Genomic DNA, 14,945 nt, shown 5'->3' with positions numbered 1-14,945 from the left:
AAAGCACTACTTTTGTTTGATCAAAATAACTTTATGTATAAAACTATTCTTCGTCCGATACTTTTCAACTACGATCCTGAAAAGGTACATCACTTTACCTTCAGAATGATCAAAAGTTTATTTCGAATACCTTTAGTTTCAAAAATAATTAAAAAGATATATAGAGTTAAAGATAAGCGGCTTCAAAAGGAAATTTTTGGACTGACGTTTGATAACCCGGTGGGCTTAGCAGCGGGTTTTGATAAAGATGCCAAATTATTTAATGAGTTATCAGATTTTGGTTTCGGCTTTGTTGAGATAGGTACATTAACTCCAAAACCACAAGGAGGGAATCCAAAAAAGAGATTGTTTCGTCTTAAAAAAGATCAGGCTATCATAAATCGTATGGGTTTCAACAATGGGGGTGTCCAAGATGCTGTAAAACGTCTTAGAAAAAATAAAGGAGTTCTGATTGGTGGGAATATTGGGAAAAATAAAATAACTCCCAATGAAGACGCCGTAAATGATTATGTAATTTGCTTTGAGGCTTTGTTTGATGTTGTTGACTATTTTGTGGTTAATGTAAGTTCACCAAACACACCTAATCTAAGAGCTTTACAAGATAAAGAGCCGTTGATGGAATTGCTCAATACGCTGCAGGCTAAAAATAATGCAAAATCCAAGCAAAAACCTATCCTACTAAAGATAGCACCGGATCTTACTGACGATCAGTTAATGGATATTATTGAGATTGTAACGACAACCAAGATTGCCGGAGTAATTGCAACCAATACTACAATTTCAAGAGATGGGTTGCATGCTGATAAAGCTTTGACAGAAGAGATGGGAGGGCTTAGTGGTAAACCTTTAAAAAATCGATCCACCGAGGTAATTCGCTTTTTGTCCACAAAGAGTGAAAAAGCATTTCCAATTATTGGTGTAGGAGGTATTCACTCAGCTCAGGATGCCTTAGAAAAATTGGATGCGGGTGCATGTTTAGTTCAGTTATATACAGGTTTTATTTATGAGGGCCCAAAGCTGATTAAAGATATAAATAAAAGTTTGTTAGCTCGAATTAAGGAATAGTAAGTAGCTCAAAGATAGCTGATATGAACTATGAACTTCTATACACCTTTGTGGTTGCAACATCAATACTTGCCATAACCCCGGGACCCGATAATATATTTGTATTGCTACAGAGTGTAGTTAATGGTAAAAAATATGGGTTGGCTACCGTAGCTGGTTTGATGACAGGCTGCATTGTGCATACTACCTTGGTGGCTTTTGGGATGTCAACTCTTATCAAGCAAAGCGATGCACTTTTTTTGATCATTAAAATTTTTGGGGCATGTTATTTGTTTTTCCTGGCATTTCAAGTTTATAAGGCAGATAGTAGCATCGAACTACAATCAAATACGGTTGCCAAAAAAAATCCGTTGCAACTATTTAGGCAAGGATTTATAATGAATGTATTGAATCCAAAGGTTTCTATATTTTTTCTTGCTTTTTTTCCAGCATTTTTATTCAGTGATCACTTAAATACTGTACTACAGTTTTATGTGTTGGGTGGAATTTTTGTTTGCGTTTCATTTGTAGTATTTGCGCTCATTGCTATTTTAGCAGATTATATTGCGGGCTATCTAAAACAGTCAAAAAAAATTGGATTAATACTCAAGTGGGTTCAAATTATTGTTTTTGTAGCTATTGGAATTTTTATTCTCCTATCAGAAAAATAACCTTACTTTTATAGTGCTTAATAAAAACTTAAACGACGTAGTGTTTATATGATCGAAAAAGTCAAAATTATTGAATGTCCCCGGGATGCAATGCAAGGAATCAGAGATTTCATACCCACCGATCTAAAGGTACAGTATATTCAATCCTTACTACGCTGCGGTTTTGATACTATAGATTTTGGTAGTTTTGTTTCGCCTAAGGCAATTCCGCAAATGGTGGATACGGCAGAAGTGCTTTCTAAGTTGGATTTATCGAAGACAGAAAGTAAGTTATTGGCCATTGTGGCAAATGTTAGAGGAGCAAAGGATGCGGCAGAGCATCCGGAGATTAAGTATTTAGGTTATCCTTTTTCAATTTCAGAAAATTTTCAAATGCGTAATACGCATAAAACAATAGCACAATCTATTGAAATATTACAAGAAATTCTCAACATAGCGGATCGAGCAAATAAAAAAGTGGTGGCGTATCTCTCTATGGGATTTGGAAATCCGTATGGGGATCCCTGGGATGTCGACATCGTAGGAGAATGGACAGAAAAATTAAGTAAGATGGGGGTTGAGATTCTTTCTTTATCAGATACTGTAGGGACCTCTTCACCCGAAATTATCGAATATTTGTTCTCTAATTTGATTCCGAGATACCCATCGATAGAGTTTGGCGCTCATTTGCATACTACACCGGATAAATGGTTTGAAAAAGTTAATGCAGCTTATCAATCAGGGTGTCGAAGATTTGATGGAGCAATTCAAGGATTTGGAGGCTGTCCGATGGCAAAGGATGATCTGACCGGTAATATGCCGACAGAGCGTATGTTGTCTTACTTTACCAGTGTAAAGGCTGATACAAATGTAAAAATGCTGAGTTTTGAATCAAGTCACAATGAGGCAACAAAAATTTTTAGTAAATACCATTAATTAGATATAATAAAATGAAGAAAATTTTAAAAAGTATAGGATTACTTCTTGTGGGGGTTCTGATTATTATGCAATTCATACGAGTCGATAAAAATGAATCTGGATATGAATCGGTTGCTTTTTTTGAAAAAGACACACAGCCTTCGAATAAAATAAAAACTATTCTCAAAAATAATTGTTACGATTGCCATAGTAATCAAACTACCTATCCATGGTATGCTGAGATTGCACCAATTTCTTACTGGTTAGCTGATCATGTAGAAGAAGGAAAAGAACACTTTAACGTTTCAGCATGGGAAAGCTATTCTATTAAAAAGAGAGATCACAAGTTAGATGAATTAATAGAAGAAGTAGAAGAGGGTGAGATGCCTTTAGACTCATATACTTGGCTACATGGAAATTTAAATGAAGAAGATAAAGAGCTGTTAATTGAATGGACTAAAAGTTTGAGAGCTAAGTACGCTGCAGAGCTTTAAGAGTTTACAATTCATCTTCTTTGAAAGTCTCCATACGTATGGAGACTTAGCATTAATTTTATTTAGATTTATTACAAATAAAGTTTGACAAATCCATTTTGATCAATATATTTGCAGCTGAGTAATTAGCTATTTAAATTAAGTCTAAATAAAAAACAATGAAAATCAACCGTATTTTTAATGTAATCTGTGTATCGGGAGTACTCGCTTTAAGCTCATGTTCAAACGATGATGACGCTACTCCAATGAATCAAATTGAAGAACCTGCCACCTACGTTTTTGAGCGCAACGGAGAAAGTACAGTAAGTTTTAGTGGACAAACTACTAGGATAGCAATGTCCGAAGAACTTGTAAGTGCTTTCAAGAATACTACGCTTACAGAAGAACAATTAGATGCAATGTTTGCTCATATAGAAGGGGCTAATGATTTTTCTGAAGCATCGCTAAATGCTTCTGATAAAAGTGTTCGTAGTAAAACCGCCGCATCTAGAGACTACTTTTCTGCAAATACGACCGAAGCGACTGCTATCAAAGCTGAGTTTGATGGATGGATAAAAGGTCAGGTAGCTGAGGTTTTTCCAAATTGGAATACTACTGCGACCGCTGGTGCTGCCGGTGTTTTGCAAGAAGCAGGAGGTGGGTCCAATCGTTACGTAAATGCTAAAGGATTAGAGTTGAATCAGATTTTTGCCAAAAGTTTGATCGGAGCGTTAATGACTGATCAAGCCCTAAATAATTATTTGGGTACTGCTGTTTTAGATGAGGCAGATAATATAACCAATAATAATGACGAAGTTGTAGTAGAAGGAAAGAGCTATACTACGATGGAACATAAGTGGGATGAAGCGTATGGTTATGTATATGGTGCTTCTGATACTCCAGCAACTCCAAATGCAAATATTATCGGAGAGGGAAAAGCTGGCGATGATAATTTTTTAAGCAAATATTTGAGCAGAGTTGAAAGTGATTCGGATTTTACCGGAATTGCTACCGAGATTTATAATGCATTCAAATTAGGAAGAGCGGCTATAGTTGCCAAGGAATATACCGTTAGAGATCAACAAGCTGATATTATCAGAGAAAAACTATCCGAAGTAATCGCGATAAGAGCAGTCTATTATTTACAACAAGGAAAAAACCTTCTTACGAATCCTACAGTAGATTATGCTGCGGTGTTTCATGATTTGTCAGAGGGATATGGTTTTATCTATAGCTTGCAGTTCACAAGAAACCCGGAGACTAACGCTCCATACTTTACCAGATCAGAAGTCCAAGGATTACTTACTCAAATGGCAGGAGGTACAGATGGGTTATGGACGGTAACTCCAGAGGTATTAGAAACTATTTCTGTAGCTATCGCTGCACGGTTTAATTTTACAGTGCAAGAAGCAGGTAGTTAAAAGATTAAACAAAGTATAAAATGTAAAAAAAGAGGTTTGAATTCATTATTATTTAAACCTCTTTTTTTACATTTGCACAGCTTTATTAAGAATAAATAAAAATAACATGAAGAAGTTTTTGCTTTCCATCCTTACAGCTGTTTTGTTTTTATCGGCTTGTTCCAGTGGAGATGATAATGAAGAGCAGGTAACAGGAAAGGATGCCTTTGATAGAAAGGGAATGCTAATAAATATAGCGGATAACATTGTTATGCCAGCTTATCACAATTTTGCATCTGATATGGCTGTGTTAAAGACTACTACAGCTGATTTTGTTGCAAGTGCTAATGTAAATACACTTCTTAACCTTAGATCGGCATGGTCAGAGGCCTATATAACTTGGCAAACAGTTAGTATGTACGAAATTGGTAAAGCAGAAGAACTTTCGTATAGAAATTTCATGAATGTTTATCCAACCAATACAACGGGTATCGAAGCAAACATCAGTGCGGGTTCTTATGATCTTACCACAGTCTCTCAACAAGATGAGCAAGGGTTTGCAGCGCTGGATTATCTTATTAATGGTTTATCTGACACAAACACTGGTACGATTGAGTTTTATGTAGACTCATCAGATGGTGCCAAATACAAAAAGTACCTTACCGACTTAGTAGAAAGAATGGATATACTTACAACTACTGTAGTTGCTGACTGGACTAATGGGTATCGTGATACTTTTGTAGCAAACAATGGGTCATCGGCAACTAGTTCTTTGGATAAATTAGTTAACGATTTTATTTTTCATTATGAGAAACATTTAAGAGCAGGTAAAATCGGTATTCCTGCAGGAGTGTTTACTACTGAAACTTTTGATAATAAAGTAGAGGCATTTTATAAAGGGGATCTTTCTAAGACTTTGTTCAATGCGAACTTGTCTGCTATGCAAGATCTTTTTAATGGTAAGCATTATGCAAGTACTACCACAGGGGCAAGTTTTAGTTCTTACCTTGATTTTCTCAATACAATTAAAAATGGAGAGGACTTAAGTCAAATAATAAATGATCAGTTTGATTTGTCCAGGTCCAAAGCTTCTAGCTTAAATGAAGATTTTTCTGATCAGGTAAAGACTAACAATACACCTATGCTCGAAACTTTTGATGAGCTACAAAAGAATGTAGTTTTTCTTAAGGTCGATATGTTACAAGCATTTTCTGTACGAGTTGATTTTGTAGATGCTGATGGGGATTAAGTTGTAATTTAGTTTATGAAACTTCATCTAAAGAAATATTTCAAAAATAACACAGAGGCTGCACCACTTGCAGTCTTTCGTGTTTTTTTTGGAATTATGATGTTTTTGAGTGTTGTACGTTTTTGGAGTTATGGGTGGATTGAAAAGCTGTATGTGCAACCTAAATTTTTCTTTTCCTATTATGGTTTTGAATTTGTTCAACCAATTGGCCATTTAACGTACGTAATTTTTGCGCTCTGCGGACTTTCAGCAATTTTTGTAGCATTAGGTTACAAATATAGATTAGCCATTCTTCTATTCTTTTTGAGCTTTACGTATATCGAATTGATGGATAAAACCACGTATTTGAATCATTACTACTTTATAAGTGTTTTGAGTTTTTTAATGATATTTCTACCGGCAAATGCGTACTATTCGTTTGATGCCAAAAGAAAAGGAATTTCCTTTCAGAAGATTCCTCAATGGACTATTGATAGTATAAAGCTATTACTCATCATTGTTTATCTATATGCCGGACTGGCAAAACTTAACTCTGATTGGTTAGTCAATGCAATGCCTCTTAAAATTTGGTTACCTTCAAAGTATGACATTCCTGTTTTAGGCTATCTAATGCATCAGGAATGGATTCATTACTTTTTCAGTTACTCAGGAGCTATTTATGATCTTTCCATTCCTTTTTTACTGATGTACAAAAGAACGAGGGTTTTTGCTTTTATGTTAGTTGTCATATTTCATATTCTTACCCGTGTGCTTTTTCCTATTGGGATGTTTCCTTATGTCATGATTGTCAGTACGCTTGTATTCTTTGATTCGAATTTTCATCATAGAGTATTGAAAGTCTTATCGCGAATTTTTAGAATAAGAAAGCACTTTTTTGATTCGGGAAAGACTTTAAAATTTAAGCCAAGACAAAAAGAAATTGTATTATCATTTTTGTCTTTGTTTTTTGTAATTCAGTTATTTTTGCCGTTTCGCTATTTGTTATACCCGGGAGAATTGTTTTGGACCGAAGAAGGCTATCGTTTTTCTTGGCGTGTGATGTTGATGGAAAAAGCAGGATATGCTAATTTCAAAATTGTAGATGGTAAAACGGGTAAAAGATTTTATGTGGACAATGATGATTTTTTAACATCATTTCAACAAAAACAAATGGCTACTCAGCCTGATTTTATTTTACAATATGCGCATTTTCTAAAAGAACATTTTGAGAATGACGGACATCAAAATGTAGAAGTGTATGTAGAAAGCTATGTAGCACTTAATGGAAGATTAAGTAGTCAATATATCGATCCGACCGTGGATTTAGGGAAACAAAAAGAATCATTTAAACACAAAAATTGGATTATTCCATTTAAAGATGAAATTAAGGGATTATAAAATAGTAGCACTTGTATTATTTATTACGGGTTCTATGACTGCACAGTTTAAGTTAGTTGGAACTGTATCTGATGAGAATAACCAACCGATTGACAAAGCAGAACTATACAATCAAACTACAGGTGAACAAGTTGTGACCCAAGCTGATGGTCGCTTCGAGTTTGTAAATATTGATACGGGGGACTACGTTATTACGGTTTTTAACTATGACTTTGATATTCTCGAAAAAAAAGTAAGTGTAAGTGGAGATACAACCGTAGATTTTGTATTAAGTCCCTTAGGCGAAGAACTTTCTGAAGTGCTAATTACACAAAGAAGAGAACGTATTTTTGGGCTTAAACAGTTAAAACCTGTGGAAGGTACTGCAATTTATGCCGGCAAAAAAAGCGAGGTAGTGTTGCTCGAAAATACCTTAGGGAATCTTGCCTCAAACAATCCACGACAAATCTATGCTCAGGTGGTAGGATTGAATATTTATGAGAACAGTATAGGAGGATTACAGCTTAATATTGGAGGGAGAGGTCTCGATCCAAACAGGACAGCCAACTTTAATACACGTCAGAACGGATATGATATAAGTGCAGATGTATTAGGTTATCCTGAAAGCTATTACACTCCGCCGGCAGAGGCATTAAGTGAAATACAAGTAGTTCGAGGAGCCGCCTCTCTACAGTATGGTACTCAGTTTGGAGGACTCATAAATTTCAAGATGAAACGGCCCCATACTAATAAAAAAATTGAATTAGTTTCTCGTCAGTCGTTGGGTTCATTTAATTTGTTTACTAGTTTCAATAGTTTGAGTGGAACGGTAGGTAAGTTTAGCTACTACACCTATTATAATTATAAGCAAGGAGATGGGTTTAGACCCAATTCTGAGTTTGAATCCAAAAATTTATATGCGCATTTAGGGTATCAGCTATCTCAAAAAACTAAACTCATCGGAGAATTTACATATCTCAATTATTTGGCCAAACAGCCGGGTGGGTTAACTGATACACAATTTGATAAGGATCCTGATTTTAGTAATCGAACAAGAAACTGGTTTCAAGTTGACTGGAAGTTATTTTCATTGAAACTTGAGCATCAGTTTTCAGAAAAAACGGATTTTAGTTTCAATTTATTTGGGTTAGATGCTTCCAGGAGTGCTTTAGGTTTCAGGGGAATTACAACCGATCTTAATTCAAATCCGATAACTGCACCCGATGAGACTGATGCTGCAGGTAATTTTGTAAATCCAAGGGATTTAATTGTTGGTGATTTTCAAAACTGGGGAGCAGAAGCGAGACTATTGAGTCGTTATAAATTCTTAGGAGAAGAATCTGTTTTCTTAATCGGTTCCAAATATTATCAGGCAAATAATGAAGCCAGACAAGGACCAGGTAGCTTGGAAACTGATGCCGATTTCGAATTTAAAACTGACAGATTCCCTGATTATGCAAATCAATCAAAATTTGAATTTCCAAATTTAAACATTGCGGTGTTTGGAGAGAACATATTCAATCTTTCAGATAAATTTTCAATTACTCCCGGTTTTCGTTACGAGTATATCAAGACAGGGTCTGATGGTATTTATAATAATGTGATCTTTGATAATGCGGGTAACCCATTGAACAATATATCCGAAAGAGATGATGAAACTCTGGAGCGCTCATTTTTATTGCTAGGTATTGGATCTAGTTATAAATTTAAGCCGGGACTAGAGTTGTACGCTAATATATCTCAGAATTATAGATCAGTAACTTTTAGTGATATTAGAATTGTAAACCCGTCGTTTAAAATTAGACCGGATATTAGGGACGAAAAAGGATATACGGCAGATATAGGGATGCGAGGGAGAATCAATAATAGTTTTACATTTGATGCGGGAGTCTTTGCTATCTATTATGATGATCGAATTGGTGAGGTCTTTAATGATAGAGCGCAACGAGTACGTGGAAATATCGGAGATGCTATGATTTACGGACTAGAAAGTTATGCGAATTGGAATATTGCTAACTCTTTATTTGCAGATGCTGACAATTACGTGCTAAACACTTTTGTTAATCTGGCTATCACTGATTCTGAGTATTTAAATTCAGAAGATATCATTGAGGGTAATAAAGTAGAGTTTATTCCCTTAATTAATCTGAAAGCGGGTGTCGGTTTTGGATATAAAAACTTTTTAGGAAATATTCAGTTTACCCATCTTTCAGAACAGTTCACGGAGGTAACAAATGCTGACAGAGGCCAGATAGGCTCCAAGGAAGAAGGAACTTTAGGTAAAATCCCAGCATATTCGATTGTAGACCTATCATTTTCTTATACCTACAAGCAATTCAAACTGGAAACAGGGATTAATAATCTTTTGGATAAAAACTACTTTACGCAACGTGCAACTGGTTATCCAGGACCAGGAATAATTCCCGCAGCTCCGATCTCTTGGTATACAACCCTTCAAATAAAGCTATAAGCTATTGTTCTTATTTGGGAATTAACTTTTGTTCAATCTGTTATATAACTATTATTCAATACATTTGAAACTATAGATAAATTTTATTGAGATTATAAAAAAAAATCTAAGCTTAATTTCAGAGGTAATGAATGATTTATTGACTTATGAGACGCACGTATCCACACAGTATAGCAACCTGACTAATGCTATATTACCCTTATCATGTTGGGAGTTTTATGGAGAGCATTTTGACGCCAAAGCTGAGTTTAAACAAGATATCGAGAATCTTAACCAATTGAGTGCGTCTTGGGAGTATCAGCTGGACTTTTATAAAGAATTGGTTGTTAATAAAAGCGTAATAGTAGTTACCAATTCTATACTTAAAATTGTATATGCTAGTCATAACCTCGAACGCATGAATGGTTATCAACCTGAAGAGGTTATAGGCAGAACACCAAAAATGTTTCAGGGAGCAGAAACGTGCGCTAAAACATCAAAAAAAATTCGAAGCGCCATACATTCCAGACAGATGTTTGAAGAATCTGTAATTAATTATCGCAAGGATCAGTCAACATACGTATGTGCTATAAAGGGATTCCCTATTCTCAACGCCAAAGGGGAACTAGTTAATTATGTGGCTTTTGAAAAAGCAGCATAATTAGGCATACTAATTTCCGAGGCCCTTAATGGAAAATAAAAATTCTCAAAATCTTATAGACAAAAAGTATATTCTCGAAAATGAGTATGTACAATTACGACCTCTAGCAATGGAGGATATTAAGTATATCAGACCCTTTGTAAAAAACGAACCTGAATTGTGGAAATATTCATTAGCGTCAATGCGAAGCGAGATGGATGCTGTTGCCTATATACAATCCGCTATCAATTTACGGACTAAAGGATCTTCCTATCCGTTCATGGTATATGATAAATTAAAGCATGAATACGCTGGAATGACTAGGTTTTATGAAATTAATCATATTCATAAAAGCTGCGCCATAGGATATACCTGGTATGGTAAAAATTTTCAGGGAACAGGCGTGAACAAAAGCTGTAAATTTTTAATGCTCTCCCATGCTTTTGATCAGATGAATATGGAGCGAGTCGAATTTACAGCTGATGTGAATAATGTGCATAGTATCGCTGCAATGAAGAGTAATGGCTGCGTAGAAGAAGGAATACTTCGCAATCACTTTACTACACCTACCGGTAGAAGAGATACTATTATTTTAAGTATACTGCAATCCGAATGGACGTCGGTCAGCACATATTTACAAAAGAGAATAGGTAAATAATTTATATTATAAACCTAGTTTTGACATCTATTGAGTATCTTGTTTTTTATAAAAACGTACTTATGAGGAATAAGGTTTTAGTTGTAGCCATTATTTTACTTGTATGCTCTTCACTTACTGCACAAGACTGGACAAACAAGTTTAAAGAAGCACAGCGAGTAGCTCAACAGGAGGATAAAAAAGTACTGCTACTTTTTGCCGGTTCTGACTGGTGTGCTCCTTGTATGAAATTAGAACGTTTTGTATTAGATACCGAGACGTTTGTTACGTATGCTTCAAAAAATTATGTCTTAGTCAAAGCAGATTTTCCGCGTAAAAAGAAAAATCAGCCACCTGCTTATATTAGTGAACAAAATGCTGCGTTGGCTGAGAAATATAATCCCAACGGCTATTTCCCTTTGCTGGTTATGCTTACTTCAGAAGGTGTAAAATTGGGAGAGATTGGTTATAAAAAAATAGCAACAGACGCATATATTAATATTTTGAAATCATGGGAAACGCGTTAAAACTATTTTTTTACACATTTCAATTTTTATTTCTTAGCATTTCTCCTGTTAAAGCACAAGTCGTTGTCAAAGAAACGTTTACTAAGATGGGGAGTGATTTTGAAGTCACCGTGGTAGCTGAAACAGAAAACGAAGGTACTTACTTTATAAATTTGGCTATAGAGGAGATTGAAAGGATTGAACAGCTTATTTCTTCGTGGAACGTCAATTCTCAAACTTCATTAATTAATAGAAATGCCGGAATTCAAGCTGTTGCTGTAAAAAAGGAATTATACGATTTAATTGAGCGCACAATTGGTATATCAAAGATTACAGATGGTGCATTTGATATTACCTATGCGTCGATGGATAGAATTTGGAGGTTTGATGGGAGCATGCATACCATGCCATCACATGAAGAGATAAAAGCTTCTGTGGCTAAAGTTGGCTATAAAAATGTGATCCTATATCCCCAAAATACTGCTGTATTTTTAACAATGACGGGAATGAAGGTAGGATTTGGAGCTATCGGTAAAGGCTATGCCGCTGATAAAGCTAAGCAGGTACTACAGAGCAAAGGAGTAAAAGCAGGCATAATCAATGCATCTGGAGATATGAATGCATGGGGTAAGCAGCCTAATGGGACCGATTGGAAAGTAGCGATAACAAATCCATTAAATAAATCCGAAGCGTATGCGTTATTACCATTGTACAATAAAGCAGTGGTGACTTCTGGCAATTATGAAAAGTTTGTTACCTTTAATAATAAAAGATATTCCCATATAATCGATCCCAGAAGCGGTTATCCGGCTTCAGGAATTTTAAGTGCTACTGTTTTCGCTCCCAGTGCAGAACTGGCAGATGCACTGGCAACTTCAATTTTTGTGATGGGTGTTTCTCAAGGAATTAACAGAGTCAATCAGTTACCTGATGTTGATTGTATTATTGTCGAAGATAATGGAGCAATTAGCACCTCAAAACATATTCAAATTAATAATGACTAACTATGCGCTTAAAAGGAATATCTTTCTTACTAGTATTTGTGACGATCATACAGTCTTGTGCTACAGTAAAAGAATATGAAAAAGTTGCAATCAATGACCCGGATATGGAACTGAATACAAAAAAAATAGATCGATTTCAAATAAATTTTCAAGCGTACAGAGAAGCTGCGGCAGGTGCCAACGGAGGTAAAACTGGAGGCGGTTGTGGCTGTAATTAAAAGAGTATTCCGCATGACCGATTCTGATAATGGTAAACTGGATACCTCGATGAATTTACGAGTTTTTACGTTTCTCGGGTGTTTATTGATATGTATAGGTAGTTTTGCTCAAACAGATTCTTTATCAACTAAGACGAGTTATAAAAAAAGAGTATTAGATGCTACAGAATTGGATTTTTTAATGAGTTATTATACGCAAGAGGGTGAGAATGCAGCAGTAACAGGCGGAATAGGAAACGAAGAGTTAACAGATGTCACACCCACTATAGTGGTGACCATTCCATTAAGCGACGACGAAGTGTTGTCGATAGATGCAGGGATCTCGGCATATACTTCAGCTTCGTCAAGTAATGTAAACCCGTTTGACGGAGATCAAGAGGCTGATCCATATGTTGCATCTTCGGGAGCTTCTAAGAGTGATATCTTGAGCACCTTACAATTAGCCTACAGCCATAGTAGTAATGATCGCAACACGATTTGGTCAATAAACACAGCTGTTGCTACAGAGTATGATTACTTTTCAATTGGATTTGGAGGAAGTTTTACAAGACTGTTTAATCAAAAAAATACTGAGTTCAGTGCTAATATAAATATATATTTAGATACTTGGAAAGCAATCTATCCTTCTGAATTAAGAGATCAACCTTCTTTTGTTCCTTTTGAGGACGAAGCGCGTAACTCCTATTCATTAGGGCTAGGTTTGTCTCAAATTCTATCTAAAAAACTTCAAGGATCCTTGTCCGTTGATGTGATTTATCAAGAAGGCTTATTGTCAACTCCTTTTCAACGTGTCCAGTTTTCTGATATACCTGATTTGATTATTCAAAATTTCACATATGCCGATGATGTAGAAAGATTGCCAGACTCACGATTCAAAATAGCCGGCGGTGGTCGCTTGCATTATTATCTAAATGAAAAAATCATTTTTCGCTCTTTCTATAGGTATTACGCCGATGATTGGAATATACAATCACATACGGCTTCTATAGAAATTCCGTATAAGATTACAGATAGTTTTACAGTCTATCCTAGTTATCGTTTCTATAATCAGCGTGCAGCAGATTATTTTGCACCATTCAACCAACATTTGTCTACCCAGGAGTTTTACACATCAGATTATGATCTCTCAAAATTCAATGCTAATCAGTTTGGCTTAGGTATTAGCTATACGGATATATTTACAAAGATTCATGTCTTTTCATTTGGTTTGAAAAAAGTTGACATTTCTGTACAATACTATGAGCGCGATAGCGGTCTCAATGCAATGATAGTTTCAGGCAGCGTTAGTTTTGTATTGGAATGATCGTTCATGTAAGTATATAAAACTTCAGTGTCCAACTTTTTTTAAAGTTGGACGCTGATCAAATATGCAACCCCAAATGCATGACTAAAATTGTGTTCGGCGTACTTTATCAATGTAAAGTATTCGCTATATAAATAAAACGCTTAATGATGATTCTACCCTACCTATAGCTAAAAAAAATGTTAGCTATAAAAGAAAAGACTCATCTTAAAATTAGATGAGTCTCTGTCAAGTATGCAACCCCAAATGCATGACTAAAATTGTGTTCGGCGTACTTTATCAATGTAAAGTTTTCGCTATATAAATAAAACGCTTAATGATGATTCCACCCTACCTGTAAGTGAAAAAAAATGACTTTAAAAGAAAAGACTCATCTTAAAAATTAGATGAGTCTCTGTCAAGTATGCAACCCCAAATGCATGACTAAAATTGTATTCGGCGTACTTTGTCAGTGTAAAGTATTCGCTATACAAATAAAACGCTTAATGATGCTTCCACCCTACCTGTAAGTAAAAAAAATGTTAGCTATAAAAGAAAAGACTCATCTTAAAAATTAGATGAGTCTCTGTCAAGTATGCAACCCCAAATGCATGACTAAAATTGTATTCGGCGTACTTTATCAATTTAAAGTATTCGCTATATAAGTAAAACGTTTGAAAGTGTCTGCACCCTACCGAGGATATAAAAAAAATAAACCTCAAGATGCGTATGTGATGATTTTTGAAAGCTTCCACTGTGCCGGTCATCCCCTACGTTTATTGAGTTGATGATCATTATTGCTCCGTCCGGCTGGCCCACTTTCAAAAGAAGAGCGTAGTTACGATATCTTGACGTTTATTTTTTTTTTAGATGATATAGCATATTTAAATAACTATATAGTCAAAGATACTATTAGTCGTTTATTTTTCTTCAGGTGAATCCCTCACTTTATAAAGGAAAAAGCCTGCATTTTTGGCAAAAAATTTATAGCAAAGAAAAAAGAAAAGCTGCGATAACTCTTAAAAATTTATTAACGGAACTGGCGTATAATGGTAAGAAAATGCTAAAACCACTCTTTTAATCATAAAGTTACCTAAATGCTCATTGCAGTCATGGTAT

Annotated in this window: 14 protein-coding genes; all 14 read left to right on the top strand. The window is 35.3% G+C overall.

The window, feature by feature from the left end; translation table 11 throughout:
• Nucleotides 1-33 precede the first annotated feature (33 nt).
• The 14 genes from BD809_RS10615 (at nt 34) to BD809_RS10550 (ending at nt 13,847) form a co-directional block, all read left to right on the top strand.
• Nucleotides 34-1,065, top strand: coding sequence for a quinone-dependent dihydroorotate dehydrogenase (locus BD809_RS10615; protein WP_148782948.1), 1,032 nt, complete (start codon nt 34-36; stop codon nt 1,063-1,065).
• Nucleotides 1,066-1,088: 23 nt separating this feature from the next.
• Nucleotides 1,089-1,715, top strand: coding sequence for a LysE family translocator (locus BD809_RS10610; protein WP_148782947.1), 627 nt, complete (start codon nt 1,089-1,091; stop codon nt 1,713-1,715).
• Between the two features lie 48 nt (nt 1,716-1,763).
• Entirely contained in the window at nt 1,764-2,630 is an 867-nt protein-coding gene (locus tag BD809_RS10605; RefSeq protein ID WP_148782946.1) for a hydroxymethylglutaryl-CoA lyase, read from the top strand.
• Between the two features lie 14 nt (nt 2,631-2,644).
• Nucleotides 2,645-3,106 carry a heme-binding domain-containing protein gene (locus BD809_RS10600; protein ID WP_148782945.1) on the top strand — a complete coding sequence of 154 codons (462 nt, stop codon included), beginning with the start codon at nt 2,645-2,647 and terminating at the stop codon, nt 3,104-3,106.
• Nucleotides 3,107-3,264: 158 nt separating this feature from the next.
• Nucleotides 3,265-4,506, top strand: coding sequence for a DUF4856 domain-containing protein (locus BD809_RS10595; RefSeq protein WP_148782944.1), 1,242 nt, complete (start codon nt 3,265-3,267; stop codon nt 4,504-4,506).
• Nucleotides 4,507-4,612: 106 nt separating this feature from the next.
• Nucleotides 4,613-5,734, top strand: coding sequence for an imelysin family protein (locus BD809_RS10590; RefSeq protein ID WP_148782943.1), 1,122 nt, complete (start codon nt 4,613-4,615; stop codon nt 5,732-5,734).
• 15 nt (nt 5,735-5,749) lie between these two features.
• Entirely contained in the window at nt 5,750-7,111 is a 1,362-nt protein-coding gene (locus BD809_RS10585) for an HTTM domain-containing protein (protein WP_148782942.1), read from the top strand.
• Nucleotides 7,092-9,560 carry a TonB-dependent receptor domain-containing protein gene (locus BD809_RS10580; RefSeq protein WP_148782941.1) on the top strand — a complete coding sequence of 823 codons (2,469 nt, stop codon included), beginning with the start codon at nt 7,092-7,094 and terminating at the stop codon, nt 9,558-9,560. Before BD809_RS10585 ends, BD809_RS10580 begins: the two co-directional genes overlap by 20 nt.
• A gap of 127 nt (nt 9,561-9,687) precedes the next feature.
• Complete coding sequence (locus BD809_RS10575; RefSeq protein WP_148782940.1) at nt 9,688-10,200, top strand: PAS domain-containing protein; 513 nt, start codon at nt 9,688-9,690, stop codon at nt 10,198-10,200.
• A gap of 28 nt (nt 10,201-10,228) precedes the next feature.
• Nucleotides 10,229-10,837 carry a GNAT family N-acetyltransferase gene (locus BD809_RS10570; RefSeq protein ID WP_148782939.1) on the top strand — a complete coding sequence of 203 codons (609 nt, stop codon included), beginning with the start codon at nt 10,229-10,231 and terminating at the stop codon, nt 10,835-10,837.
• Nucleotides 10,838-10,899: 62 nt separating this feature from the next.
• A complete protein-coding gene (locus tag BD809_RS10565) occupies nt 10,900-11,343 on the top strand; it encodes a thioredoxin family protein (RefSeq protein WP_148782938.1) in 444 nt (147 codons plus the stop codon).
• Nucleotides 11,328-12,326 carry an FAD:protein FMN transferase gene (locus tag BD809_RS10560; protein ID WP_148782937.1) on the top strand — a complete coding sequence of 333 codons (999 nt, stop codon included), beginning with the start codon at nt 11,328-11,330 and terminating at the stop codon, nt 12,324-12,326. Before BD809_RS10565 ends, BD809_RS10560 begins: the two co-directional genes overlap by 16 nt.
• A gap of 2 nt (nt 12,327-12,328) precedes the next feature.
• On the top strand, nt 12,329-12,544 hold the full coding sequence (locus BD809_RS10555; RefSeq protein WP_148782936.1) for a DUF4266 domain-containing protein: 216 nt from the start codon (nt 12,329-12,331) through the stop codon (nt 12,542-12,544).
• 13 nt (nt 12,545-12,557) lie between these two features.
• Nucleotides 12,558-13,847 (top strand): DUF3570 domain-containing protein, encoded by a 1,290-nt coding sequence (locus tag BD809_RS10550; protein ID WP_246131501.1) that lies wholly within the window; start codon nt 12,558-12,560, stop codon nt 13,845-13,847.
• Nucleotides 13,848-14,945: the final 1,098 nt, after the last annotated feature.

The organism is Aquimarina intermedia (genome assembly GCF_008124785.1).
Taxonomy (GTDB): domain Bacteria; phylum Bacteroidota; class Bacteroidia; order Flavobacteriales; family Flavobacteriaceae; genus Aquimarina; species Aquimarina intermedia.
This window is presented reverse-complemented; position numbering and strand designations above follow the sequence as displayed.